The 24,527-nt window shown below is 72.9% G+C and carries 26 protein-coding genes; 12 read left to right on the top strand and 14 right to left on the bottom strand.

Annotated features, from left to right (window positions below; genetic code table 11):
- The first annotated feature begins 49 nt into the window (after positions 1 to 49).
- Together ABZS80_RS24255 and ABZS80_RS24250 are read left to right on the top strand one after the other, a co-directional pair.
- Entirely contained in the window at positions 50 to 829 is a 780-nt protein-coding gene (locus ABZS80_RS24255) for an AzlC family ABC transporter permease (RefSeq protein WP_355059217.1), read from the top strand.
- Positions 823 to 1,131, top strand: a complete 309-nt coding sequence (locus tag ABZS80_RS24250; RefSeq protein ID WP_151463202.1) for an AzlD domain-containing protein — start codon at positions 823 to 825, stop codon at positions 1,129 to 1,131. The genes ABZS80_RS24255 and ABZS80_RS24250 overlap by 7 nt, the downstream gene beginning before the upstream one ends.
- A gap of 58 nt (positions 1,132 to 1,189) precedes the next feature.
- On the opposite strand, the gene ABZS80_RS24245 is transcribed toward ABZS80_RS24250, so the two are convergent.
- From ABZS80_RS24245 to nadA, 3 genes are all read right to left on the bottom strand, one after another.
- Positions 1,190 to 1,837, bottom strand: a complete 648-nt coding sequence (locus ABZS80_RS24245; protein WP_355059215.1) for a DUF3043 domain-containing protein — start codon at positions 1,835 to 1,837, stop codon at positions 1,190 to 1,192.
- Positions 1,838 to 1,888: 51 nt separating this feature from the next.
- Positions 1,889 to 3,301, bottom strand: coding sequence for a UDP-N-acetylglucosamine 1-carboxyvinyltransferase (gene murA, locus ABZS80_RS24240; RefSeq protein WP_355059213.1), 1,413 nt, complete (start codon positions 3,299 to 3,301; stop codon positions 1,889 to 1,891).
- A 157-nt stretch (positions 3,302 to 3,458) separates the two neighbouring features.
- Entirely contained in the window at positions 3,459 to 4,634 is a 1,176-nt protein-coding gene (nadA, locus tag ABZS80_RS24235; RefSeq protein WP_355059211.1) for a quinolinate synthase NadA, read from the bottom strand.
- A 43-nt stretch (positions 4,635 to 4,677) separates the two neighbouring features.
- Here nadA and ABZS80_RS24230 point away from each other — a divergent pair, with 43 nt between their 5' ends.
- The 3 genes from ABZS80_RS24230 (at position 4,678) to ABZS80_RS24220 (ending at position 7,547) form a co-directional block, all read left to right on the top strand.
- Positions 4,678 to 5,838: a glycerate kinase gene (locus ABZS80_RS24230; protein ID WP_355059209.1), complete on the top strand. Its 1,161-nt coding sequence runs from the start codon at positions 4,678 to 4,680 to the stop codon at positions 5,836 to 5,838.
- A gap of 166 nt (positions 5,839 to 6,004) precedes the next feature.
- A complete protein-coding gene (erpA, locus tag ABZS80_RS24225) occupies positions 6,005 to 6,373 on the top strand; it encodes an iron-sulfur cluster insertion protein ErpA (protein WP_107079767.1) in 369 nt (122 codons plus the stop codon).
- Positions 6,374 to 6,572: 199 nt separating this feature from the next.
- Positions 6,573 to 7,547 (top strand): carbohydrate kinase family protein, encoded by a 975-nt coding sequence (locus tag ABZS80_RS24220; RefSeq protein ID WP_151463206.1) that lies wholly within the window; start codon positions 6,573 to 6,575, stop codon positions 7,545 to 7,547.
- A gap of 23 nt (positions 7,548 to 7,570) precedes the next feature.
- Here the strand turns inward: ABZS80_RS24220 and ABZS80_RS24215 are convergent, their stop codons facing one another.
- Both ABZS80_RS24215 and ABZS80_RS24210 read right to left on the bottom strand, forming a co-directional pair.
- Complete coding sequence (locus ABZS80_RS24215; protein WP_355059206.1) at positions 7,571 to 7,810, bottom strand: sulfurtransferase TusA family protein; 240 nt, start codon at positions 7,808 to 7,810, stop codon at positions 7,571 to 7,573.
- The gene (locus ABZS80_RS24210) at positions 7,807 to 8,958 is read right to left on the bottom strand and encodes an aminotransferase class V-fold PLP-dependent enzyme (protein ID WP_355059204.1); all 1,152 of its coding nucleotides are present in this window, start codon (positions 8,956 to 8,958) and stop codon (positions 7,807 to 7,809) included. The genes ABZS80_RS24215 and ABZS80_RS24210 overlap by 4 nt, the downstream gene beginning before the upstream one ends.
- A 171-nt stretch (positions 8,959 to 9,129) precedes the next feature.
- On the opposite strand from ABZS80_RS24210, the gene coxB reads away from it, so the two are divergent.
- Both coxB and ABZS80_RS24200 read left to right on the top strand, forming a co-directional pair.
- On the top strand, positions 9,130 to 10,098 hold the full coding sequence (gene coxB, locus ABZS80_RS24205; RefSeq protein WP_355059202.1) for a cytochrome c oxidase subunit II: 969 nt from the start codon (positions 9,130 to 9,132) through the stop codon (positions 10,096 to 10,098).
- Between the two features lie 10 nt (positions 10,099 to 10,108).
- Complete coding sequence (locus tag ABZS80_RS24200) at positions 10,109 to 10,534, top strand: cytochrome c oxidase subunit 4 (protein ID WP_355059200.1); 426 nt, start codon at positions 10,109 to 10,111, stop codon at positions 10,532 to 10,534.
- 113 nt (positions 10,535 to 10,647) lie between these two features.
- Here the strand turns inward: ABZS80_RS24200 and ABZS80_RS24195 are convergent, their stop codons facing one another.
- The 4 genes from ABZS80_RS24195 to ABZS80_RS24180 form a co-directional block, all read right to left on the bottom strand.
- Positions 10,648 to 10,857 (bottom strand): hypothetical protein, encoded by a 210-nt coding sequence (locus tag ABZS80_RS24195; protein WP_355059198.1) that lies wholly within the window; start codon positions 10,855 to 10,857, stop codon positions 10,648 to 10,650.
- Between the two features lie 116 nt (positions 10,858 to 10,973).
- Positions 10,974 to 12,020: an anthranilate phosphoribosyltransferase gene (trpD, locus tag ABZS80_RS24190; protein WP_355059196.1), complete on the bottom strand. Its 1,047-nt coding sequence runs from the start codon at positions 12,018 to 12,020 to the stop codon at positions 10,974 to 10,976.
- Positions 12,021 to 12,131: 111 nt separating this feature from the next.
- On the bottom strand, positions 12,132 to 12,530 hold the full coding sequence (locus ABZS80_RS24185; protein ID WP_151463213.1) for a hypothetical protein: 399 nt from the start codon (positions 12,528 to 12,530) through the stop codon (positions 12,132 to 12,134).
- Between the two features lie 90 nt (positions 12,531 to 12,620).
- A complete protein-coding gene (locus ABZS80_RS24180; protein WP_355059194.1) occupies positions 12,621 to 13,574 on the bottom strand; it encodes a cytochrome c oxidase assembly protein in 954 nt (317 codons plus the stop codon).
- 108 nt (positions 13,575 to 13,682) lie between these two features.
- On the opposite strand from ABZS80_RS24180, the gene ABZS80_RS24175 reads away from it, so the two are divergent.
- From ABZS80_RS24175 to ABZS80_RS24155, 5 genes are all read left to right on the top strand, one after another.
- Positions 13,683 to 14,282, top strand: a complete 600-nt coding sequence (locus ABZS80_RS24175; protein ID WP_151463215.1) for a heme-copper oxidase subunit III — start codon at positions 13,683 to 13,685, stop codon at positions 14,280 to 14,282.
- A gap of 72 nt (positions 14,283 to 14,354) precedes the next feature.
- Positions 14,355 to 15,191 carry a c-type cytochrome gene (locus ABZS80_RS24170; RefSeq protein WP_355059191.1) on the top strand — a complete coding sequence of 279 codons (837 nt, stop codon included), beginning with the start codon at positions 14,355 to 14,357 and terminating at the stop codon, positions 15,189 to 15,191.
- Between the two features lie 67 nt (positions 15,192 to 15,258).
- On the top strand, positions 15,259 to 16,347 hold the full coding sequence (locus ABZS80_RS24165; RefSeq protein WP_355059189.1) for a Rieske 2Fe-2S domain-containing protein: 1,089 nt from the start codon (positions 15,259 to 15,261) through the stop codon (positions 16,345 to 16,347).
- Positions 16,344 to 17,975, top strand: coding sequence for a cytochrome b N-terminal domain-containing protein (locus tag ABZS80_RS24160; RefSeq protein WP_355059187.1), 1,632 nt, complete (start codon positions 16,344 to 16,346; stop codon positions 17,973 to 17,975). Before ABZS80_RS24165 ends, ABZS80_RS24160 begins: the two co-directional genes overlap by 4 nt.
- A 209-nt stretch (positions 17,976 to 18,184) precedes the next feature.
- The gene (locus ABZS80_RS24155; RefSeq protein WP_151463219.1) at positions 18,185 to 18,859 is read left to right on the top strand and encodes a DUF4142 domain-containing protein; all 675 of its coding nucleotides are present in this window, start codon (positions 18,185 to 18,187) and stop codon (positions 18,857 to 18,859) included.
- 61 nt (positions 18,860 to 18,920) lie between these two features.
- Here the strand turns inward: ABZS80_RS24155 and ABZS80_RS24150 are convergent, their stop codons facing one another.
- The 5 genes from ABZS80_RS24150 to ABZS80_RS24130 all read right to left on the bottom strand — a co-directional run bounded on the left by ABZS80_RS24150 (position 18,921) and on the right by ABZS80_RS24130 (position 24,411).
- Entirely contained in the window at positions 18,921 to 19,208 is a 288-nt protein-coding gene (locus ABZS80_RS24150; RefSeq protein WP_151463220.1) for an Lrp/AsnC ligand binding domain-containing protein, read from the bottom strand.
- A gap of 52 nt (positions 19,209 to 19,260) precedes the next feature.
- Positions 19,261 to 20,148 carry a sugar phosphate nucleotidyltransferase gene (locus ABZS80_RS24145; RefSeq protein ID WP_355059185.1) on the bottom strand — a complete coding sequence of 296 codons (888 nt, stop codon included), beginning with the start codon at positions 20,146 to 20,148 and terminating at the stop codon, positions 19,261 to 19,263.
- Complete coding sequence (locus ABZS80_RS24140; protein WP_355059183.1) at positions 20,145 to 20,684, bottom strand: NUDIX domain-containing protein; 540 nt, start codon at positions 20,682 to 20,684, stop codon at positions 20,145 to 20,147. Before ABZS80_RS24140 ends, ABZS80_RS24145 begins: the two co-directional genes overlap by 4 nt.
- A 49-nt stretch (positions 20,685 to 20,733) precedes the next feature.
- Positions 20,734 to 22,524 (bottom strand): RelA/SpoT family protein, encoded by a 1,791-nt coding sequence (locus tag ABZS80_RS24135; RefSeq protein ID WP_355059265.1) that lies wholly within the window; start codon positions 22,522 to 22,524, stop codon positions 20,734 to 20,736.
- Positions 22,525 to 22,653: 129 nt separating this feature from the next.
- Positions 22,654 to 24,411 (bottom strand): DEDD exonuclease domain-containing protein, encoded by a 1,758-nt coding sequence (locus tag ABZS80_RS24130; protein ID WP_355059181.1) that lies wholly within the window; start codon positions 24,409 to 24,411, stop codon positions 22,654 to 22,656.
- Between the last annotated feature and the right edge of the window lie 116 nt (positions 24,412 to 24,527).

The raw sequence follows: 24,527 nt of genomic DNA, 5'->3' as shown, positions 1-24,527 counted from the left end.
GTTTGTTCGGTTTGACGAACGCGGGTCCTTGCGTTCAGGATAATGGACCATGCGTACGGCATATCGAACGGGCGATGCCCGGGTGCTCCGTGACGTCGCCGCCATCGGCGCGGCGATGCTCGCCGTGGGCGCTTCCTTCGGTGCCGTGGCCGTGGCCGCCGGCCTGCCCGCCTGGGCCACCCTCGCCATGTCGGTGCTGGTCTACGCCGGCGGCGCCCAGTTCATGGCCGTGGGCCTGATCGCGGCCGGCAGCCCGCTCGCGGCGGTCCTCGCCGGCCTGCTGCTCAACGCCCGGCACCTGCCGTTCGGCCTGGCCCTCGGCGGCGCAATGGGCTCCCGGCGCCGGCAGCGGTTGCTCGGCAGCCACCTGATGACCGACGAGGCGACCGCGTTCGCGCTGGCCCGCCCGGCCGGGCCGGGGCGGCGGCGGGCGTTCTGGCTCGCCGGGGTGCTGCTCTTCCTGGCCTGGAACGCCGGCACCGGCCTCGGCGTGCTGGCCGGCGGCGCGGTCGGCGACCCGGCCGCCCTGGGGCTCGACGCCGCCTTCCCGGCCGGGCTGGCCGCCCTGCTGCTGCCCAGCCTGCGCGACCGGGAGACCCGCGGGGTGGCGCTCACCGGCGCCGGGCTGGCCGTGCTGGCCACCCCGCTGCTGCCGGCCGGGCTGCCGGTGCTGCTCGCACTCGCCGCGCTGGTCCTGCCCCTGCTGAGCCGCCGCCGGTCGACCGGCGGGCCGGGCGACCCGGGCGCCGCACCGGACGACCCCGGCGGCGGATCGGCGGACGGCGACGGGGCCGGACGGGTCGTGCGGGCCGGGGAGGTCCGGTGCTGATCGCCGTGATCCTCGCCCTGGCTGCCGGCACCTACGGCTTCCGCGTCGCCGGTGTGCTGCTGCGCGACCGGCTGGACCTGCCCGAATGGTCCCGCCACCTGCTGCCGGTCGGCGCCGCCGCGCTGCTGGCCGCGCTCGCCGCCACCGCGACGCTGACCGAGGCCGGCGGCTTCGCCGGCTACGCCCGGCCCGCGGGCGTGCTGGTCGGCCTGCTGCTCGCCTGGCGCCGGGCGCCCTTCGTGCTGATCGTGGTCGCGGCGGCGGGCACCACCGCGCTGCTGCGCCTGCTCGGAGTGGCCTGACGACGACATCGGCCCCTCCCCGCCGAGGCGGGAAGGGGCCAACTCCGGGCGGGTCCGGTCAGATCTTGTCGCCGACGTTCACCCGGGGCGCCGGGGCGCGCATCTTGCGGAACGTGATCGACCGCATGATCGCGTAGAAGTAGAGCGAGCCGAGCCGCTCGGTGCTCTTGGGGAAGCGCTCGCGGACCAGCTTCTTGATCTTCCGGGCGATCAGCACCGAGTCGATCACCACGCCGAGCGCCAGCGCGCCCCACAGCACGTTCGACAGCAGCCGGACGATCGGCGGCATGGCCTGGTTGGAGCCGAGCAGCACGATCAGCGCGCCGCCGAAGAACCAGGTGCCGACCGTACGCCGGGAGTCGACCACGTTGCGGGCCAGCAGCCGCTCCGGGCCCCGGTCGCGCGGGCCGCCCTCCCGCCGGAACTCGGCCGCGGACTCGGCGCGCGCCGTGCGGCGCTGCTCCCGGGCCTCCTCCTTGGTCAGGGGGCGGGCCGGGGCGGCCGGGCGACGACCCGCGGCGGGCCGCTTCGGGGTGGTCAGCCCGAGTTCCTTCTTGCTCGGGGTGTGACCCCGGGACTGGGCGGCGGCGGGCGCCTCGTCGGTCGTCACCGGGGTGACGGACTCCTCGACGAGGTCGGCGGGCTTACGGCGAAACAGCGACGGCACGCCGGCAAGGGTAGCCAACCAGCCGCGCCCGGTGCACATCGCGGGTGCACCGGGCGGCGGCTCCAGGTCGCGGCGCGGTAAAAGACGCCGTCAGGGACGCTCGACGTGCGCGCCCAGGTCGGCGAGCTTGGCCTCGAAGTCCTCGTAGCCCCGGTTGATCAGGTCGACGCCGTAGACCCGGGAGGTGCCCTCGGCGGCCAGGGCCGCGATCAGGTGGCTGAAACCGGCCCGCAGGTCGGGGATCACCAGGTCGGCCGCGTGCAGCTTGCTCGGGCCGGCGATCACCGCGGAGTGCTTGAAGTTGCGCCGGCCGAAGCGGCACGGGGTGCCGCCCAGGCAGTCCCGGTAGACCTGGATGTTGGCGCCCATCGAGTTCAGCGCCTCGGTGTAGCCGAGCCGCTGCTCGTAGACCGTCTCGTGGACGATCGACAGGCCCCGGGCCTGGGTGAGCGCCACGACGAGGGGCTGCTGCCAGTCGGTCATGAAACCGGGGTGCACGTCGGTCTCCAGCGCCACGGCGTTCAACTCGCCGCCCGGGTGCCAGAACCGGATGCCGCCCTCCTGGCCCGGCCGGCCGCCGCGCGGCGGGCGGAGGTCGGTGACCTCGTACTCGCCGCCGACCGAGCGGAAGATGTTCAGGAAGGTCATCATGTCGGCCTGCTGGGCGCCGAGCACCTCGACGTGCCCGCGGGTGGCCAGCGCGGCCGCCGCCCAGCTCGCCGCCTCGATCCGGTCCGGGATGGGCCGGTGGTTGTAGCCGCTGAGCCGCTTCACACCCTGGATCTCGATGACCCGGTCGGTGTGCACCTTGATGATCGCGCCCATCTTCTGCAGCACGCAGATGAGGTCGATGATCTCGGGCTCCACCGCGGCGTTGCGCAGCTCGGTGACGCCCTCGGCCATCACCGCGGTGAGCAGCACCTGCTCGGTGGCGCCGACGCTCGGGTAGGGCAGGGCGAACTTGGTGCCGTGCAGCCCGTTCGGCGCCGACAGGTGCAGCCCCTCCGGGGTCTTCTCCACGGTCGCGCCGAACTCGCGCAGCGCCTGGAGGTGGAAGTCGATCGGGCGCGGGCCGATGTGGCAGCCGCCCAGGTCGGGGATGAAGGCGTGGCCGAGCCGGTGCAGCAGCGGGCCGCAGAACAGGATCGGGATCCGGCTGGAACCGGCGTGCACGTTGATCTGGTCGGTGCTGGCGCTCTCGACGTTGGACGGGTCGAAGACCAGCTCACCGTCCTCCTCGCCGTCGCTGACCTTGACGCCGTGCAGGCCGAGCAGCCCGCGGACGACCTCCACGTCCCGGATCCGGGGCACGTCGAACAGTCGGCTGGGCGTGTCGCCCAGCAGGGCGGCGACCATCGCCTTGGACACGAGGTTCTTCGCGCCGCGCACGCGGATCCGCCCTTCGAGCGGAGTGCCTCCGTGTACGACCAGGACGTCGTCGGTCAACGCAACCTCCAGCGCGTTGGTGCTGCCGTGTAGATGAGTCAGGTGCACGATCTGCATCGCTACCCGGATGGCGGCCCGGTCAAAACCGGCCGCGTGAGTCGTCGCCCCGGCAGCATAGCCCTCCGTGACGGGAATGGAATCGGTCACATCACCAGCGAGGGCACGAACCGGGGATTCCGGTGCGTTTCCGTACCAGTGAGGTGACCGACGGTGATCAGGCCCCCGGGAGCGCGAGCATCTGGTCCAGCGCGGCCCGGGCGTGCCCGGCGGTGTCCCGGTCCACGGTGATCTGGTTGACCATCCGGCCGGCCGCCAGCTCCTCCAGCGCCCAGACCAGGTGCGGCAGGTCGATCCGGTTCATCGTCGAGCAGTAGCAGACCGCCCGGTCGAGGAACATGATCTGCTTGTCCGGGTGGGCCAGTGCCAGCCGGCGGACCAGGTTCAGCTCGGTGCCGACGGCCCACGCCGAGCCGGCCGGGGCCGCCTCGATGGTCTTGATGATGTATTCGGTGGAGCCCACCTGGTCGGCGGCGTTGACGACCTCGTGCCGGCACTCCGGGTGGACCAGCACGTTGACCCCCGGCACCCGTTCGCGCACGTCGTTGACGCTGTCGAGGGTGAAGCGGCCGTGCACCGAGCAGTGCCCGCGCCACAGGATCATCTTCGCGTCGCGCAGCTGCTCCGGGGTCAGCCCGCCGTTCGGCTTGTGCGGGTCGTAGAGCACGCAGTCGTCCAGCGAGAAGCCCATCTCCAGGACGGCGGTGTTGCGGCCCAGGTGCTGGTCGGGGAGGAAGAGCACCTTCTGCCCCTGCGCGAACGCCCAGTCCAGCGCCCGCTTCGCGTTGGACGAGGTGCAGACCACGCCCCCGTTCCGGCCGACGAAGCCCTTGATGTCCGCCGAGGAGTTCATGTAGGTCACCGGGACGGTGTCCGCCGCGATGCCCAGCTCGGTCAGCACGTCCCAGGCGGTCTCGACCTGCGACAGCACCGCCATGTCGGCCATCGAGCAGCCGGCGGCCAGGTCGGGCAGGATCACCTTCTGGCGGTCCGAGGTGAGGATGTCGGCGCTCTCGGCCATGAAGTGCACGCCGCAGAAGACGATGTACTCCGCGTCGGGGCGGGCCGCCGCCTCCCGTGCCAGCTTGAACGAGTCGCCGGTCACGTCGGCGAACTGGATCACCTCGTCGCGCTGGTAGTGGTGGCCGAGCACGAAGACCTTCGTGCCGAGCGCCGCCTTCGCGGCGGCCGCCCGGGCCACCAGGTCCGGATCGCTCGGCGCGGGGAGGTCACCCGGACACTCCACGCCACGCTCGGTGGCGGGGTCGCTGCCGCGGCCGAGGAGCAGCAGCGCAGTGGCGGTGTTGGAGGGCTCAACCCAGGTCGAAGTCACGCCCCCATGGTCCCACAGCGGGGCCGCCGTGCGGCCGCCACGGATGTGGCCTGCCACACTGCTCGGCATGCGCGTGCTGCTCTGCCCGGACAAGTTCGCCGGCACGCTGCCGGCCCCCGAGGTGGCCGCCGCGGTGGCCGAGGGCTGGCGGGAGGTCGCCCCCGACGACGAGCTGCTGATCCGGCCGCTGGCCGACGGTGGCCCCGGGTTCGTGGCCGTGCTCGCCGACGCGCTCGGCGGGCGGCGGCTGCCGGTGCCCACCGTCGACCCGCTCGGCCGGCCGACCGCCGGTGAGATCCTGCTCACCGACGACGGCGTGGCCTACCTGGAGAGCGCGCAGGCGTGCGGCCTGGACCTGCTCTCCGCCGCCGAGCGGGACCCGAAGGCGACCACCTCCTACGGGCTCGGCCTGCTGGTCGCCGCCGCCGTGGAGGCCGGGGCGACGACCGTGGTGGTCGGCCTGGGCGGGTCGGCCACCAACGACGGCGGCGCCGGGATGCTCACCCCGCTCGGGGTGACCGCGCTGGACGAGGCCGGCCGGGCCCTGCCGTACGGCGGCGCGGCCCTCGCCGCCGTGGCCGCGCTGGACGGCGCGCCCCGGCTGCGCGGCGGGGCGCTGGTCGCCGCCACCGACGTCGACAACCCGCTGCTCGGGCTGCACGGCGCCAGCAACGTGTACGGCCCGCAGAAGGGCGCCACCCGCGCGGACGTGCTGCTGCTCGACGCCGCGCTGGAGCGCTGGGCGGCGGTGCTGGAGAAGGACCTGCCGGGCTGCCCGTCCGGGCTCGGCGCGCTGCCCGGCGGCGGCGCGGCCGGCGGGCTCGGCGCGGCGGTCCTCGCGCTCGGCGGCCGGTGCGAGTCCGGCATCGGCCTGGTCACCCGGGCCATCGGCCTGGACGCCGCGCTGGACGCCGCCGACCTGGTGATCACCGGCGAGGGGTCGTTCGACCACCAGTCGCTGCGCGGCAAGGTGGTCGCCGGGGTGGCCGGGGCCGCCCGGGACCGGGGCGTGCCCTGCGTGGTGCTGGCCGGCCGGGTGAGCACCGGACGGCGGGAGGCCGCCGCCGCCGGCGTCACCGAGGCGCACAGCCTGGTGGAGCACTTCGGCGGTGAGGAGCGCGGGGGAGTGGAGGCGGCCATGAGCCGCCCGGCCGAGGGCCTGCGCGCGCTCGGCGCCCGCCTGGCCCGCCAGTGGAGCCGCTGAGCCCGCCGTGGCCTGCGGCGCCGCTCACGCGACGCGGCTCGTGCCACCGGAGGTGCCGCCGGTCGGGGCGGCGTACGATCGGACCTGGACCACACCGGGAATCATTGGCGGACGTGCGGCGTTGGCCAGTGCGTCCGGACCCCATACCGCGCAGGGAGACTTCCACGTGACCACGCCAGCGCAGACCGAGTCGACCGAGGCCAAGGCCCCCAGCACCGTCGTCCTCACCGACGTCGCGGCGCAGAAGGTCAAGGCCCTGATCGAGCAGGAAGGCCGTGACGACCTGCGGCTCCGGGTCGCCGTGCAGCCGGGCGGCTGCTCCGGCCTGCGGTACCAGCTGTTCTTCGACGAGCGGTCGCTCGACGGTGACGTCGTCACCGACTTCGGCGGTGTCGAGGTCGTCGTCGACCGGATGAGCGCCCCCTACCTGGCCGGCGCCACCATCGACTTCGCCGACCGGATCGACGCCCAGGGCTTCACCATCGACAACCCGAACGCCGGCAGCTCCTGCGCCTGCGGCGACTCGTTCAGCTGAGTCGACGGGCCGACGACACCTGCCTGACGGCGGGGCCATCCCTCACGGGATGGTCCCGCCGTTTTGTCGCCTCCGGCGGGTGTCCGGACGGTGACGTCCGGATGTGCGGGGCACGACCGGTTGTGGACCGACCCCCGTCCGGCGGGTCGGGGCGACCGGTAGGCTGACCCGCGCCGTGCTCCCGACCGCGAGGGTTGACATGAAGATCGCCGTGACCGGCTCGATCGCGACCGACCACCTGATGAGCTTCCCCGGCCGCTTCGCCGACCAGCTCATCGCCGACCAGCTGGACAAGGTCTCGCTGTCCTTCCTCGTCGACGAGCTGGTCCTCCGGCGCGGCGGCACCGCCGCGAACATCGCCTTCGGCATGGCCCAGCTCGGCCTGCGCCCGGTGCTGCTCGGCGCGGTCGGCGCCGACTTCGCCGACTACCGGTCCTGGCTGGAGCGGCACGGCGTCGACTGCGACTCGGTGCACGTGAGCGAGATCGCCCACACGGCCCGCTTCGTCTGCACCACCGACACCGACATGTGCCAGATCGCCTCGTTCTACGCGGGCGCCATGAGCGAGGCCCGCAACATCGAGCTGGCGCCGGTGGCGCAGCGGCTCGGCGGCCTCGACCTGGTGCTGGTCAGCGCCAACGACCCGGCCGCCATGATCCGGCACTCCGCGGAGTGCCGGGAGCGCGGCTACGCCTTCGTGGCCGACCCGTCGCAGCAGCTGGCCCGGATGGACGGCGCGGACGTGCTCGGCCTGGTCGACGGCGCCGACTACCTCATGACCAACGAGTACGAGAAGTCGCTGCTGCAGAGCAAGGCCGGGCTGACCGACGCCCAGCTGCTGGACCGGGTGAAGGTGCGGGTCACCACGCTGGGCAAGCAGGGCGTGGAGATCGCCGGCCGGGAGGTCGGCACCATCCACGTGCCGATCGCCCGGGAGATCCAGGCAATCGACCCGACCGGCGTCGGCGACGGCTTCCGGGCCGGCTTCTTCGCCGCCCTCAACTGGGGGGTCGGCCTGGAGCGCGCCGCCCAGGTCGGCTGCCTGCTCGCCACGCTGGTGCTGGAGAACTTCGGCGGCCAGGAGTACGAGGTCCGCCGGGACCTGTTCGTCAAGCGGCTCGCCGAGTCGTACGGCGACGCGGCCGCCGAGGACGTCCGGCCGCACCTGCAGTGACCGCCCTCCGCTGAGCCGCGGGGTCAGTGGCTGCGGCGCACGTCGTAGCCCGGGCCTCCGTCGGGGTGCGCGGCCACGAACTCCTGGCCGCGCATCCGGCACCAGGCCGGGATGTCCACGGCCGCGGCGGGGTCGTCGGCGAGCACCCGGATCACCGCGCCGACCGGCAGCTCGGGCAGCCGCCGGGCGAGATTGATCACAGGCAGGGGGCAGCGCTGGCCCCGGCAGTCGAGCACCTCGTCCGGCTCGCTGTTCCCGCTCACAGGCCGGTCACCCCCGCCTCGGCGCGCAGGTCGGCCACGATCCCGGGCAGCTCGGCCAGGAACCGGTCGACGTCCGCCTCGGTGGTCTCCCGGTGCAGCGACACCCGGACGTTGCCGTGCGACAGCACCCCCATCGCCTCCAGCACGTGCGACGGCCGCAGGGTCGAGGAGGTGCACGAGGAGCCGGAGGAGACCGCGAAGCCCCGCCGGTCCAGCGCGTGCAGCAGCGCCTCGCCATCCACGTACAGGCAGGAGAAGGTGACCAGGTGGGGGAGTCGGTCCACCGGGTCGCCGACCACCTCCACGTCCGGCACCTCGGCCGCCACCCGGGCCCGGATCCGGTCGACCAGCGGACCGAGCCGGGCCGCCTCGGTCGCCGCGTCGGCCGCCGCCGCGCGCAGGCTCGCCGCCGCGGCCACCACCGCGGGCAGGTTCACCACCCCCGGGGTACGCCCCGACTCCCGCTCGTCGGCCGGGAACGGCGACTCCCAGCGGGTGCCCTTGCGCACCACGAGCAGCCCCACGCCGGGCGGCCCGCCCCACTTGTGCGCGCTGGCGCTCAGCACCGACCAGCCGGCCGGCAGCGGCGCCCGGCCGGCCAGTTGCGCCGCGTCCACGTACAGCGGCACCCCCGCCTCGGCGCAGAGCTCCGCCGCGGCGGGCACCGGCTGCACCGTGCCCACCTCGTGACTCGCCCCGATCAGGGCGGCCAGGGCCACGCCGGGGGCGGCCACCGCCGCCGCCCAGGCGTCCAGGTCGACCCGGCCGAGCCGGTCCACGGGTACGCCCACGGCGTCGCCCCCACCGGCCACGTGCCGCTCCGCGGCGTGCAGCACCGCCGAGTGCTCGATCGCCGAGTGCACCAGCACCGCCCCGGCCCGGCGCCGCCCGGACAGGCCGCCGAGCACGGCGGCGTGCGCGGCCGCCGTACCGCTGGGGGTGAAGGAGAGTTCGTCGGCGCGGACGCCGAGGGTCTGCGCGGCGGCCTCGCGGGCGGCGTCGAGGAGCTGGCGGGCCCGGCGGGCCTGGCCGTAGAGCCGGGCCGGGTCGGCCCAGCCGTCGTCCAGCGCGGCCAGCAGCGCCTGCCGCGCGACCGGGTGCAGCGGGGCGGCGGTGGCCGCGTCCAGGTAGACCGGGATTGCGCTCACGAACGTCCACGCTATCGCCCCGGTACGCCCAAGATCTCCCCGATGGGGGCGGACAGTGACCCCAAGACGGTCAGGCCCGTCATGGTCGAGTAATCTGCGACCGTCGGTGACGCCTTTGCCGTCGGTGTCGAGCGAAACAATCACCGCGGCGCGCTAGGGAGGCAGGACCAGGTGGTCGCAAGGAGTTCGGAGGTACGGCCGTCGGCCGTACGGCACAGCGCTTCCTCGGGGCCCGGCGGGAGCCGGCGGCGTGGTGCTGGTCGACTCGCCGGGCTCGGTCTCGGTGGAGCCGCGCTGCTGGTTCTGCTCACCGGCTGTGACGTCGGCAGGACGTTCGGCGGCTTCGGCTGGCCGCAGGGCGGCATCACGCCCGAGTCGCACCGCATGTACGACCTGTGGATCGCGTCCTGCATCGCGGCCCTCGCGGTCGGCGTGTTCGTCTGGGGCCTGATCTTCTGGTGCGTGATCCGCTACCGGAAGCGCGGCAACGCGCTGCCGGTGCAGACCCGCTACAACCTGCCGATGGAGTTCCTCTACACCATCGCGCCGATCCTCGTGGTCTCCGTGCTCTTCTACTACACCGCGGTGGTGCAGACCGACGTGGTGAAGGAGTCGAGGAACCCCGACGTCACGGTCGAGGTCGTCGCCTTCAAGTGGAACTGGCAGTTCAACTACCGCGACGGCCAGGGCCGCGACGCCAACACGGTCGCCTCGGTGCTCGGCACCAGCGAGGTCATCCCGGTGCTGGTCCTGCCGAGCGGCAAGTCGATCCGGTTCGAGGAGCAGAGCCGCGACGTCGTCCACTCCTTCTGGGTGCCGGAGCTGCTGTTCAAGCGCGACGTCATGCCGGGCAACATCCGCAACACCTTCGAGGTTTCCAGCCTCGAGGAGGGCCACTTCGTCGGCCGCTGCGCCGAGCTGTGCGGCAGCTACCACGCCTTCATGAACTTCGAGCTGCGGGTCGTCTCGCCGGAGAAGTACGAGCAGTTCCTGGCGGCCAAGAAGGCCGGCAAGTCGACCCAGGAAGCGCTCCAGGCGATCGGCGAAGACCCGTACGCCACCGAAACCCAGCCGTTCAAGACGCGGCGCAACACGGCCAACTTCAACCCGTCCGATGCGACGGCCGGCGCGGGAAGCTGAGGGGTCCGGCATGAAGACCGAGTGGAAGATCTTCCTCGTCATCGCGACGTTCCTCTTCGGCGCGACGATCCTCTATGGCGCCTGGACGTACGGCGACGGCGGCCGGGTCGAGTGGGTCGGCACCGTGGCGCTGCTGCTGTCCTTCCTGCTCTGCTCGATGTGCGGCGGCTTCTTCTGGTTCGTCTCGCGCCGCATCGACCTGCGTCCGGAGGACCGGGCGGACGGCGAGATCGCCGACGGCGCGGGCGAGATCGGCTTCTTCAGCCCGGGCAGCTACTGGCCGTTCGGCCTGGCCCTGGCCGCCGCGATCGCCGGTCTCGGCCTGGTCTTCTGGCAGTTCTGGCTGATCGGGGTGGGCATGGTGGCGGTCGTCTTCGGCGCCTGCGGCCTGCTCTTCGAGTACTACTCCGGCACCCGCCGCACCGCCGAGCACTGACCGAACCGTCAGCGGAAGGCCCGCGCCCCCTCGGGGGCCGCGGGCCTTCCGCTTTCCGCCCTTCGCTGTCCCGCCGTGCGGCGAGGCGGCGGGCGCCCAGGTGCGGGGCCGGGTCAGGCGGCGCGGCGGTGCGGCCGGCGGGTGGTGCCGCGGCGGTTGCCCACGCGCGGGGCGCGGAAGGCGAACCTGGCGATGAGCACGGCCGCTCCGCAGCCCGTGCAGATCAGCTCGGGGCAGTCGGCGCCGTGCCCGTCGACGCAGGGTGGCGCCTCGAACAGCACGACGCCCTCGCAGCTGTCGCAGTGGAGTTCGCGGTCCGACACGGGCGTCTCCTCTCGGTCCGGTGCCCGCCGGGCGGCGGCGCCATCGGCGGAAAACGGAAAATTACTCCCGTGTAGTTTGGCACGCCGGTCCGACAGAACCCGGACGGCGCCGGGGCTCAGAGCGTGCCGGCGACCTCGAGCCAGCGCTCCAGGGCGCCGGCGGCCGCGCCCGAGTCGACCGACTCGGTCGCCCGGACCAGGCTGGCGCGCAGCGCCTCGTGCAGGTCGCCGTCGAGCGGGCCCTGAGTGGCCAGCGCGACCGCGGCGTTCACCAGCACCGCGTCGCGGACCGGGCCGGTCTCGCCGGCCAGCAGGCGCCGGACGACGCCGGCGTTGTACGCCGCGTCACCGCCCCTCAGGTCGGCCAGGGTGGCCCGGGGTACCCCGAGCTCCGTCGCGTCCAGCAGCGCCTCCCTGACGGCGCCCTGCTGGGCCACCCAGACGCGGGTCGGCGCGCCGGTGCTGAACTCGTCCAGCCCGTCCTCGCCGCGCATCACGACCACCGAGTCGCCCCGGGCGGCGAAGACGGCCGCCATCACCGGCGCCATGCGCGGGTCGAAGCAGCCCACGGCCCCGGCCCGGGGGCGGGCCGGGTTGGTCAGCGGGCCGAGGAAGTTGAACGCGGTGGGCACGCCGATCTCCCGGCGGACCGGGCCGGTGTGGCGCATCCCGGGGTGGAACCGGGCGGCGAAGCAGAAGCCGATGCCGGCCTCGGTCACGCAGCGCGCCACCTGCTCCGGGTCGAGGTCGAGCGGGACGCCCAGGTACTCCAGCACGTCAGCGGTGCCGCACGAGGAGGAGGCGGCCCGGTTGCCGTGCTTGACCACGCGGACACCGGCCCCGGCGACCACCAGCGCGGCCATCGTGGAGATGTTCACCGTGTGGGCCAGGTCGCCGCCGGTGCCCACCACGTCCAGCGCGCCGGCCCGGACCTCCTCGGGCAGCGCGACCGGGACCGCCCGGGTCAGCATCGCCTCGACGAGGCCGCCCAGCTCGGCGGGCGTCTCACCCTTGGTGCGCAGGGCCACGGCGAAGCCGGCGATCTGGGCCGGCGTGGCCGAGCCGGCCATGATCTCGCCCATCGCCCAGGCGGTGTCGGCGGTGGAGAGCTCCTCGCCGCGCAGCAGCGCGTTGAGCAGAAGCGGCCAGGTCCGTTCGCCCATGGCGGGCCTCCCGAGCGGGCGTGAGAGCGGGTGTGGCGTCCGGTCGCCGTGGCGCCGGGATGACGGCTCCGGGTCCCGGCGCGCGCCGGGCTGGAGCCGTCGCAGGGTGGCTCAGGCCGCGGCGGGGGTGCGCCGCAGCAGCTCGGCGACGGTGGTGCCGGCGGTCACCGGGTCGAGCGGGTGGGTCAGCGTCGCGTCGACCTGGGCGTACGCGGCCAGCCAGCGGTCGGCGGCGCGGGCCAGCACCACGCAGGTCGGCGGGGCGTCGTCCCGGTCGTCCTTGATCTGGCGGGCGATGCCGAGGCCGCCGCCGGGGCTCGCCTCGCCGTCGAGCAGCAGCAGGTCGATCTCGTAGTCGTCGACCAGCCGCACGCAACCGGCGTAGTCGGCGGCCTCGACGAACTCGATCTCAAGCCCGGGGGCGGGCCGGGTGCCGACGGCGAGTCGCATCCGGTCCCGGACCTTCGGGTCGTCGCTGTAGAGCAGGACGGTGCAAAGACGATCGCTCATCGTGACGTGACTCCCACCTCGTAGCTGCCCGCTGATCGTAGCGGGCGTCACATCCGGGCGATCGCCCCGCCCTGGCGTACCAGTGCGTGGTCAGGCGCTCGCCTGCGCGGCGCGTTCGCGCGCCTCCTGGCGGTCCAGCTCGCGGTCCAGCCGGCGGGCCTCCCGCTCGGACTGCTTGACCCACTGGACGACCAGCACGGCCAGCATGGTGACGCTGACGAACTCGCCGCCGGCCCACAGCACGCCGCCGGCGACCACCTGGTCGTTCCACGGGTCGGACCAGCTCAGGTGCAGCGACGGGTACCAGTCGCCGCCGAGCAGGATGGTGCTCTGCATGATGGTGAGGCCGAGCACGGTGTGGAACGGCACGGAGAGCAGCATGAGCAGCGCCCGCGCCGGGTACGGCCAGCGTCCGGGCAGCGGGTCCAGGCCGAGCAGCGGCCAGAAGAACACGCAGCCGGTCATGATGAAGTGCGCGTGCACGAGTTCGTGCGCCCACTCGTGCCGGAGGGTGATCTCGTAGAGGCCCGTGAAGTAGAGGGCGAACGGGTTCACCACGAAGATGGCGAACGCCACCAGCGGGAAGCTGTAGACCCGGGCGATCCGGCTGTGCACGATCGCCAGGAGGCGCTTGCGCGGGCGCACCGGCAGGGTGCGCAGGGCGAGCGTCACCGGGGCGCCGAGCGCCAGGAAGATCGGCGCGATCATGGACAGCACCATGTGCTGGATCATGTGCACCGACAGCAGCGCGGTGTCGTAGGCGCCCAGCCCGCTGACCGTGACCGCGGCGATGCCGCCGAGGCCCGGGAAGAGGAAACTGACGGTACGCACCACCGGCCAGCGGTCGCCGCGCAGCCGCAGCCGGTACACCCCGTAGAGGTAGAGACCGGCGGCGAGCACGAGGCCGAGGGTGAGCCAGCTGTCCAGCCGGGTCTCGGTCAGGACCCGGGCCACGGTGAACGGCGGCGGGACGGCCTCGCCCCCCGCCGCGAGTGTCGCCGGGGCCACCGAGGTGGCGGCGAAGATCGGATCGACGTGCAGCACGCTTTTCAGGGTAGGTCAGGCGAAGCGGACCACCCCTATCGGGCCACTGATGGCACAGGTTTGCCACCCCGCTGATCGTCGGTCCCGGTCAAGGGCAATAATGACCGCGTGACTGCGGCCCCAGCCATTGACAAGAGCCGGATCCACTCCCTGACGCGGCCCAACATGGTCAGCGTCGGGACGATCGTGTGGCTCTCCAGCGAACTCATGTTCTTCGCGGCGCTGTTCGCGATGTACTTCTCGATCCGCGCAGCGGCGCCGGAGCAGTGGGAGAAGCACACCGAGATCCTCAACATCCCCTACGCGACCACCTTCACGGTGATCCTGGTGTTGTCCTCGGTGACCTGCCAGCTCGGTGTCTTCGCGGCCGAGAAGGGTGACGTCCACGCCCTCCGCCGGTGGTTCACGATCACCTTCGTGATGGGCCTGATCTTCGTGCTCGGCCAGGCGAACGAGTACCGCAACCTGGTGCACGAGGGCGTAAAGATCAACGAAGACGGTTACGGGTCGATGTTCTACCTGACGACCGGCTTCCACGGCCTGCACGTGACCGGCGGTCTCGTCGCGTTCATCATCTTCATGATCCGCACCACCATGGGCCGGTTCACTCCGGCGCAGGCGACCTCGGCGATCGTCGTGTCCTACTACTGGCACTTCGTCGACGTCGTGTGGATCGGGCTCTACGCCATGATCTACTGGCTCCAGTGATCTTGGCGCGTCACGTATCGCGCCGCTGCTTCGTCCCCTGAGACAAGGTCCAACCGGTTAAGGACACAGGTCATGACTTCTGACAACGACCGCCGACGCGGTCTGCTCGCGCGCCTGCGCGGGCGGCCCGTAGCGCGCAGCAGGGGCCGCCGCCGGCTGGGTGCCGCGGTCCGGCTGGCCGCCGCGCTGATGCTGGCCGGCGGCGCCTACACCGTCTTCGCCCCCGGTGTGCAGGCGCAGGACAACCCGCCCCTGACCGCCGCCGCCAACGAGGGCAAGGCGCTGTTCGACGTGAGCTGTGTGACCTGTCACGGTCGCAACGCGCAGGGCGTCGAGGGACGTGGTCCGAGCCTGATCGGCGTCGGGTCGGCCTCGGTCGAGTTCCAGGTCAGCAGCGGTCGGATGCCGATGGCCCGGCAGGAGGCGCAGGCCCTGCGCAAGCCCCCGCAGTTCACCGACGAGCAGGTGCGCCAGCTCGGCCAGTACATCCAGGAGCTCGGCGGCGGCCCGCAGGTGCCGCAGGGCAACAACCTGCACGAGAACGCCGACATGGCCGCCGGTGGCGAGCTGTTCCGGATCAACTGCTCGCAGTGCCACGCGTTCGGTGGCGGCGGCGGCGCCCTCTCCTCGGGCAAGTACGCGCCGAGCCTGCGCCCGGCCAGCGACCGGCAGATCTACGCCGCCATGCTGAGCGGCCCGCAGAACATGCCGGTGTTCGGTGACAACCAGATCACTCCGGAGCAGAAGGCGGACATCATCGCCTACATCCAGGAGACCCTGAAGCACGACCAGGACCAGGGCGGCTTCAACCTGGGCCGCTACGGCCCGTCGACCGAGGGTCTCGCGATCTTCCTGGTCGGCATCGTCGCGCTGGTCTTCGCGAGCCTGTGGATTGCGGGCAAGTCGTGATCGGGCGGATGATTCGTTTCAGTGCTGTGACGCCGGCCCCCGGCGCCACCCGTAGCGAGGTGACGGCATGAGCACCCACACCGAGCACCAGGCCCAGCGGGGCCCGGAGCCGCTCGACGTGAACGACCCCCGGCTCTCCCGGTTCGAGATCGTCGAGGAGGGCGCGCGGCGGGACGACATCGAGATCGTCCACTACGAGCCCCAGGTCGTCCCGGGCAGCAAGGCGGAGCGCCGAGTGACCCGCACGGTCGCCTCGATGTTCCTGCTGACCGGCCTGGCCGCCACCGCGTTCCTGGTCATCTACATCTGGTGGCCCTGGAAGTGGGAGGCCGGTCGCGGCGGCGACAAGTACTACACCCCGCTGCTCGGCGTGACCCTGGGCATCGCCCTCCTCGGCATCGGCTTCGGCATCCTCACCTGGGGCAAGAAGCTGCTGCCGAAGGAGGTCTCGATCCAGGACCGGCACGACCAGCCGGGCTCCCCGGAGGATCGCAAGATCACCGGCGAGACCATGCTCTACATGGCCGACGAGCTGGGGGTGAAGCGCCGGCCGCTGCTCGGCGTCTCGCTGCTCGCCGGCCTGCTGCCGGTCGGCGCGGTCGTCGCGGCGCCGCTGGTCGGCGGCCTGATCTCCAACCCGCACAAAAACCGCCAGATGTTCACCACCGGGTTCGCGGCGGCCAGCAGTGGCGAGCGGATCCGCCTGATCCGCGAGGACGGCCGGCCGATCCGCCCGTCGGACGTCAGCGTCGGCGGTCAGCTGACCGTCTTCCCGGGCATCGAGGGGGGCGTGAGCAACAAGCACGCCGACTCGCCGACCCTGCTGATCCACCTGCGTGAGGACGACGCGCAGCGGTCGCGCACGGCCAACGAGCGGATCGGCCACCGCGACTACATGTGGGGCAACTACGTCGCGTTCTCCAAGGTCTGCACCCACGCCGGTTGCCCGGCCAGCCTCTACGAGCAGCAGACCAACCGGCTGCTCTGCCCCTGCCACCAGTCGCAGTTCCTCATCACCGACAACGCCACGCCGATCTTCGGCCCGGCGAACCGGCGGCTGCCGCAGCTGCCGATCGAGGTGGACGAGGAAGGCTTCTTCGTGGCGAAGTCCGACTACACCGAAGCTATCGGTCCCGACTTCTGGGAGCGGCCATGAAGCGCCGAAAGTTCGATCCGGCCGCTCTGCCGGCCAAGACCGCCGGGGCGGTGGACGACCGCTTCCAGGTGGCCACCCCGCTCCGCAAGCTGCTGAACAAGGTCTTCCCCGACCACTGGTCCTTCCTGCTGGGCGAGATCGCGCTGTTCTCGTTCGTCGTCCTGCTGCTGACCGGTGTCTTCCTGACCTTCTTCTACGAGCCGGCGATGACCGAGGTGGTCTACGACGGCAGCTACGCCCCGCTGCGGGGCACCCCCATGTCGGCCGCGTACGCCTCCAGCCTGGACCTGTCGTTCGAGGTCCGGGGCGGCCTGATCATGCGGCAGATGCACCACTGGGCGGCGCTGCTGTTCATGGCCGCGATCGTGGTGCACATGCTCCGGGTCTTCTTCACCGGCGCGTTCCGCAAGCCGCGTGAGACGAACTGGATCATCGGTTCGCTGCTGTTCTGGGTCGGCTTCCTGGCCGGCTTCACCGGCTACTCGCTGCCGGACGACGGCCTCTCCGGCACCGGCCTGCGGATCGCCTCCGCGATCATGCTGTCGATCCCGGTGATCGGCTCCTGGGTCACCTCGTCGGTCTTCGGCGGGGAGTTCCCGGGCACCATCATCATCAGCCGCTTCTTCATCGCCCACGTGCTGCTCATCCCGGGCCTGCTGGTGGCGCTGATCAGCGTCCACCTGGGCCTGGTCTTCAAGCAGAAGCACACCCAGTGGCCCGGCCCCGGCCGGACCAACGAGAACGTGGTCGGCGAGCGGATGTTCCCGCGCTACGCGCTCAAGCAGGGCGGCTTCTTCATGGTCGTCTTCGGCGTGATCGCGCTGATGGGTGGCCTCTTCCAGATCAACCCGATCTGGTACTTCGGCCCGTACGAGGCGTGGGTGGTCTCGGCCGCCAGCCAGCCCGACTGGTACGTCATGTTCCTCGACGGCTCGACCCGTCTCATGCCGGCGTGGGCGATCAGCATCCCCATCGGTGAGGGCTACGTCATCCCGCCGCTGTTCTGGCCGACGGTGGTGCTGCCGGGCATCCTCGTGATGATCTCGCTGTTCTATCCGTTCCTGGAGGCCCGGCACCTCAAGGACCGCAAGCACCACAACCTGCTCCAGCGGCCCCGGGACACTCCGGCCCGGACCGCGGCCGGCGCCATGGCGGTGGGCTTCTTCCTGGTCCTGACGCTGTCCGGCGCCAACGACGTCATCGCCGACAAGTTCCACATCAGCTTGAACGCGATGACCTGGGCCGGCCGGATCGGCCTGCTGGTGGTTCCTCCGCTCGCCTACTACCTCACCTACCGGCTCTGCCTGGGTCTCCAGCAGCACGACCGGGAGGTGCTGGCCCACGGCGTGGAGACCGGCATCATCAGGCGGCTGCCCGACGGCCGGTTCATGGAGGTCCACCAGCCGCTCACGCCGACCGACGGGCACGACGGGCACGGCCCGGCGCTGGACTACGTCGGCTGGGTGGTCCCGAAGAAGATGAACCGGCTCGGCGCCCTCGGCCCGGCCATCCGGGGCTTCTTCTACCCGATCGAGAAGCCGGCCGAGGCGCCGGTCTCGCCGGGACACCCGCCGGTCGAGGCCCGACCGGAGCGGGAGGAGATCGGCAGCGGCGAGAGCCGCCGCTGACCCACCCGGGTACGACTGACCGTGGCGCCCGCCGGATCACCGGCGGGCGCCACGGCCGTTTCCGGCCCCGCCGTCCCCTTCCCGCCGCGGGACGCCGGTCGGCCCCGTCCCGGTGTCCCGCCACCCCCCGACACGGACGGGTGGAATCGCAGGAATAACCCCGGTCAGCCGGGTATCCGTGCGGTCCAACGTCTCAAGGGGGGGAAAGCATGTTGGGAATCAAACGCCTGGGCCTGCTGGCCGCGCTGGTGCTCGTGGGACTGGCACCGGCCGCCGCGGCCCAGGCCGCGGCGCAACCGTCGACGCAGGACACGCAGTACCTGCAGGCGGTGCACCAGGTGAACCTGTTCGAGATCACCGCGGGTAACCTGGCGCAGCAGAAGGGCCAGAACCAGCAGGTCAAGGACCTGGGCAAGATGTTCGTGACGGACCACACCCAGCTGGACCAGACGGTGCAGTCCACCGCCCAGCAGCTCAACGTCCAGCTGCCGGCCGACCCGACCGCCGACCAGCAGAAGGTCCTCGACCGGCTGAACAACCTCAACGGCGCCGAGTTCGACAAGGCGTGGGTGACCGCCCAGTTGGCCGGCCACGTCCAGGCCATCCAGGCCACCCAGACCGAGATCTCGCAGGGTTCCGAGCAGTCGGTGGTCCAGCTCGCCCAGGACGCCCTGCCGATCCTCCAGGCGCACTACGACGAACTGGTGGCCCTCGCCCAGACCCTGGGCGTCCCGGTCCCGCAGACCAGCGCCAGCGGCACGCCCAGCCCGGGCGGCACCACGTCGCCGGCTCCGGGCGGCACCGAGTCGCCGGCTCCGGGCGGCACCGGCACCGAGGAGCCCGCTCCGGGCACCACGGAGACCCCGGCGCCCGGCCAGAGCTGACGCGTCCGACCCACGGTGGCCGGTCCGCCCCACGGGGGCGGGCCGGCCACCGGCGCGCGGGTCAGTCGGCGTTGGCCAGCCCGATCGCGAACGCCTCCTCCAGGTCGTGCTGGGAGTAGGCGCGGAACGCGATGTGGGACTCGGTGTTGAGCACGCCCGGCACCTTGGAGATGCGGCCGGCGATGACCTGGGCGATCTGCTCGAACTCGCGGACCCGGACCATGGCGATCAGGTCGACGTGCCCGGCCACCGAGTAGACCTCGCTGACGCCGGGCAGGTTGGCCAGCGTCTCGGCCACCTCGGGAATGGAGTCGGTGGCGCAGTCGATCAGCACGATCGCGGTGATCACGGGACAATTCTCCGTTCGTCGACGTCGAGGCCCATGCTAAGGGCTGGGCGGGTCACCGGGCCGCCGGGACGGTCAGGTCGGCACCCGCCCGGATCGCCACACTCAGGTGTTCCCCCGCGGCGACCGTCGCCCCGGGCCACACGACCGAGCGGTCCACCACGCCGTGCACCACCGCGCCCGCCCCGACCACCGAGCGGGTCACCCGCCCGCCGACCGTCGCGGACGGGTCGACCAGGCCGCCGGGGCCGGCCGCGTGCAGGTTGGCCGCCAGGTAGTCGGCCGGGGTGCCGGTGTCGTAGAAGGTGCCCCGGTAGGGGACCACGGTGAGCGCGCCGGCCGCCTCCGCCGGCCGCCAGACCGCCCGGACCAGGTCGCCGAAGGTCGGCGGCAGCGCCCGGACCAGCCGCCACGGCAGCAGCGAGAACCCCACGAACCGGTGGCCGCCGAAGGTGCCGGGGGCCGCCGGGTCGTCGGCCGGCTGGCCGAGCAGGCGTACGCTCCGCCCGTCCCAGCCGTCCAGCAGCGCCGCCACGTCCGGCCCCGGCGGGTCGGCCGGGTCGGCCAGGTACGCGTCGGCGTTGCCGACCAGCACCCCCCGCCCGGCGATCCAGTCCCGCAGGTTGCCCAGCCCGCCCGCGGTGCCGAGGGGGTCGCCCGGCTCGACCGACAGGTGCGCCCGGCCGCCCACGTGGGCCACGACCTGCCCGCCCAGGTAGCAGGCGTTCACCGCGACCCGGTCCGGCCCGGTGAGGCCCAGCCCGGCCAGCCGGTCCAGTGCCCGGTCGAGCAGCGGCACGTTGCCGACCGGGCAGAGCGCCTTGGGCAGGTGCGCGGTGAGCGGGCGCAGCCGGGTTCCCTCACCCGCGGCGAGCACGACCGCGCAGACGTCGACGGCGGCCCGCCAGCCGGGCCCGGCGGCGGGCACGCCGGGGCCGGTCACGCGGCCGGTGGCGCCGCCGGCGGGGCCTCGCCCGCGCGCGGGCCGATCCCGTAGTACCGGAGCAGGTTGGCGGTGGCCCGGCTCAGCCGGGGCAGGTTGTCCAGCGGGTGCCAGGCGGCCTCGAAGACCTCGGCGCCGTCCACCGTCAACTCGGTGCTGGAGGCCGGCACCTCCGTCTCGAAGACGACGTCCACCCAGCCCTTGGCGTGCACCACGGCGTTCGGCACGGCCGGGCGCAGCCGCTCGGGGGCCAGCCGGATGCCGGACTCCTCGTGCAGCTCGCGGGCCGCGCCGACCACCGGCGCCTCGCCGCGTTGCAGCAGCCCGGCCGGGAGGGTCCAACTGTGGCCCGGTGGCTGGCGCAGCAGCAGGATCCGCCCCGCCCCGCCGGCCTCGGAGTCCCGGACCAGGGTGACCGCGCCGACGATGTACTTCGGCACGGCGAGCCGGACCAGCCGGCGCCGCAGCGGGACCGGGAGCCGGTAGAAGATCTGGTAGCCGAGGGCCCGTCCGGTGGCACGCGCGCGGGGGATCATGCCGGTAAGGCTAGTGGCCGGGCGACCCCGGCGGATGAGCGGCGCTCGGCTACTGCCGGTGGTCGACCAGATCGATCAGCTGCCGGACCACCGTGTCGGGCTCCACGGTGCGGTCGAAGACCGCCACCAGCAGGGTCTCCAGGTCGGGGTAGCCCAGTTCCTCGGAGAGCCGCAGCAGCGGGAGGTCGCTGGCCAGGCCCCGGTCGTGCTTGCGCAGCGCCAGACCGATGGTGGCCCGGCCGAGGCGGACCTTGTCGGCGATCGAGATGCCCGGCTCGGTGTGCTTGGCGAACCAGCGGTTGATCTGCATCTGCGCGTGCGGGGACTTGACGAAGCCCAGCCACTCCCGGCGCGGCCCGCGCGGCGCCACGTCGACCTCGAAGCCGCTCTCCGCGTCGCTCTCGGTGAAGATCTCCACCACGTCGCCCTCCTCCAGTTCGGAGGAGAGCGGGGCCAGCCGGCCGTTGATCCGCGCGGCGAGGCAGTGGTCGCCCCGCTCGGTGCCCAGCTCGTAGGCCAGGTCGACCGGGGTGGCCCCGGCCGGCAGCACCACCTGCCGGCCGTCGGCGACCACCTGGATCTGCGCCTCGGCCAGGTCGCAGCGCAGGGACTCCATGAACTGGGTGGGATCGACCGTCTCCTGCTCCCAGTCGAGCACCCGGCGCAGCCAGGCAAGCTCGTCCGTCCGCTCCTCGGCCCGGCCCGTGGCGCGGGGGAAGCGGTAGTGGGCGGCCACGCCGTATTCCGCGGAGTGGTGCATCTCCTCGGTGCGGATCAGCACCTCGACGGTCCGGTTCTGCGGACCGCAGACGCTGGTGTGCAGGGACCGGTAGAGGTTGTTCTTCGGGGAGGCGATGAAGTCCTTGAAGCGACCCGGCACCGGCCGCCAGAGCCCGTGCACCGCGCCGAGCGCGGCGTAGCAGTCGGTGGCCGGACCGTCCACCACGATGGCGATGCGGGGCAGGTCGTAGGGCGCGGTGTGCTCGCCGGCCACCGTGTCCTTCCAGATCGAGTAGAGGTGCCGGGGGCGGGGGCCCACCTCGGCGTCCACCCGGCTGCGGCGCAGGGCCACCCGGGTCTTCGCGACCACGTCGTCGAGGTAGGCGTCCCAGCCCGGCCGGTCGTGCACGAACCGGGCGATCCGCGCGTGCTCCTCCGGCTGCAGGTGCAGGAGCACCACGTCGTCCAGCTCGCGTTTGAGGGTCTGGATGCCCAGCCGGTCGCAGAGCGGGACGAGCACCTCCTGGGTCTTGCGGGCGATCCGCTCCCGGGAGGCGGCCGAGCGGACCCCGAGGGTGCGCATGTTGTGCAGCCGGTCGGCCAGCTTGATGATCAGCACCCGGACGTCCTTGCCGGCCGCCACGATCATCTTGCGGACGGTCTCCGCCTCAGCGGCCTTGCCGTAGAACGCCTTGTCGAACTTGGTCACCCCGTCGACCAGGTGGGCCACCTGGCGGCCGAAGTCCTCGTGCAGGGCCTGAAGGGTGTAGCGGGTGTCCTCCACGGTGTCGTGCAGCAGCGCGGCGACCAGGGTGGTGGTGTCCATGCCGAGGTCCGCGCAGATCTGGGCGACCGCGAGCGGATGGGTGATGTAGGGCTCGCCACTCTTGCGGAACTGACCGCGGTGCATGTTCTCGGCGATCGTGTAGGCCCGCCGCAGCACAGACGCGTCGGCGCTGGGATGGATGCCGCGATGGGCGCGGACCAGCGCGGTGACCGGGTCGTTGTCGGTGGTGGGCCAGGTGAGCAGGGAGCGCAGGCGCCGGGAGAGCGGCAGGTCGCCGGGCTGGGTCGGAAGGGCGCCGCCCAGGGCGGCGCCGTGTCCGGCGTCGACGTCCACCTGGGACACCTCCTCACCCCGGCCCCCGGGTGCGCCGGGGCCGGCGACCGGGAGCAGGCCCGCGAATCGGGCAGGACTGCACTTCTCCAACAGCCTAAGGGAGTTGACGTAGTCCGATCGGACACTTGGTCATGAGCGTTCGGTCGAGAGTTGGTGGGATGTGCGGTTCTCCGCCTTGGTCAGCAGGTCGCGGAACCGGCCCGCGCCGGCGACCGGCGAGGCCCAACCGGCCGACGTCTCGACCAGCCGGGTCTCCGGTCGCTCCAACCAGGACAGGATGCGCTCGGTCTCCTCCGCGGTGGCCGCCGGCACCGGGCCGTGGCCGGGCAGGACCGTCTCGGCGGTGGCCCGGATCGCGGCGATGGTCGGTCGCGGGTGGACACCCGGCGGGGACACCCCGGCGCCGGCGAGCCGGCCGTGACGCACCAGGGCGAGCTCCCAGCCGCCCCGGGCGGCCGGCCGGGCGGCGGCCAGCTCGGCGATGCCGGTCAGCGCGGCCAGGCGCTGCATCCGGACCGCCGCGCGCAGCACCGCGGCGAGCCGGCTGCGCACCACCGCGGCCTCCTCGTAGCGCTGGGCGGCGGAGAGCACCTCGATCCGGGCCAGCAGGGCGTCCACCACCACCTGCGGGTCGTCCCGGGTGGCGGCGCGGAACGGGACGGCGGCGCGGTGGTCGTACTCCTCGGGGGTGATCCGGTGCTCGCAGGGCGCCGGGCAGCGACCCAGCTCGGCCAGCGCGCAGGCCGGCATGGTGGTGCGCCGGGACAGCCGGTGGGTGCACTGGCGCAGCGGCACCGCGTCGTGGAACCCGGCGGCGGCCAGCTCGGCGGCCTGCTTGGAGCGGAACGGGCCGAGGTAGGCCGAGTCGGTGGGGGCGAGGGCGCGCACGATCGACAACCGGGGGTACGCCTCGTCGGTCAGTTTCAGCCAGACCTGGCGCTCCGGGTACTTCGACCGCCGGTTGTACGGCGGCGCGTGCGCGGCGATCAGCCGCAGCTCGCGCACCTCGGCCTCCAGCGAGTGGGCGCACTCGACCGCCTCGACCCGTTCGGCGGCGGCCAGCATCTCCGAGATCCGGGCCCGCTTCTCGGCGGCCGTGAAGTAGCTGCGCACCCGGGTGGCGATGTCGCCGGAGGTGCCGACGTAGAGCGGCCGGTCGTCGGCGGCCCGGAAGATGTAGATGCCGGGCACCTTCGGCAGCCCCTCGGCGAGGTGCCGCTTCCGGCGCTGCGTCGGGGTGACCGCCCGCGCGAACTCGATGGCCTCGCCGATGGTGTCCACCCGGTGCCCGCCGAGCCGGTCGATCAGCCCGTGCAGCACGTCGACGGTGGCCTTGGCGTCGTCCAGCGCCCGGTGGGTGGGCTGGGTGGCGGTGCGGAAGTAGGCCGCCAGGGTGCCCAGCTTGCGGTTGGGCACCTCGTCGCGGGTGAGCACCCGGCGGGCCAGCGCGGCGGTGTCCAGCACCCGGGGGTTGGGCCAGCGGTAGCCGTGCTTCGCGCAGGCCGCCTTGAGGAAGCCCACGTCGTAGGGGGCGTTGTGGGCGACCAGGACGGCGTCGGAGACGAACTCCAGGAAGCTCGGCAGCACCTGCTCGATGGGCGGCGCGGGCAGCAGCATGGCCTGGGTGATACCGGTCAGCACGGTGATGAACGGCGGGATCGGCACCCCCGGGTTGACCAGGGTGGCCAGCACGGCCAGCTCCTCGCCGCCACGCACCTTCACGGCGCCGATCTCGGTGATCCCGCCGCCGTCCGGCGCGCCGCCGGTCGTCTCCAGGTCGACCACCACGAAGGTGGTCGCGTAGAGCGGCAGCGCGGGGTCGACCCCCGTGCCCGCCACCCGGTCCAGGCCGGCCAGGGCCTCCTGGACGTAGTCCGCTCGCGTCACCCGCGGCACGCTAGCGGCGGGGTCCGACACTCCCGTCGCGGGAGCCTCAGGAGTTACCACGGCGGTAGGATGAGAGATCGGCTCACTCACCCGGCGGTGAGCCCGTTCGGGGTGGG

The organism is Micromonospora sp. NPDC005305 (assembly GCF_040607315.1).
Taxonomy (GTDB): Bacteria; Actinomycetota; Actinomycetes; order Mycobacteriales; family Micromonosporaceae; genus Micromonospora.
Note: the sequence above shows the minus strand (reverse complement) of the source record. Positions and strands in the feature narration are given on the sequence as shown.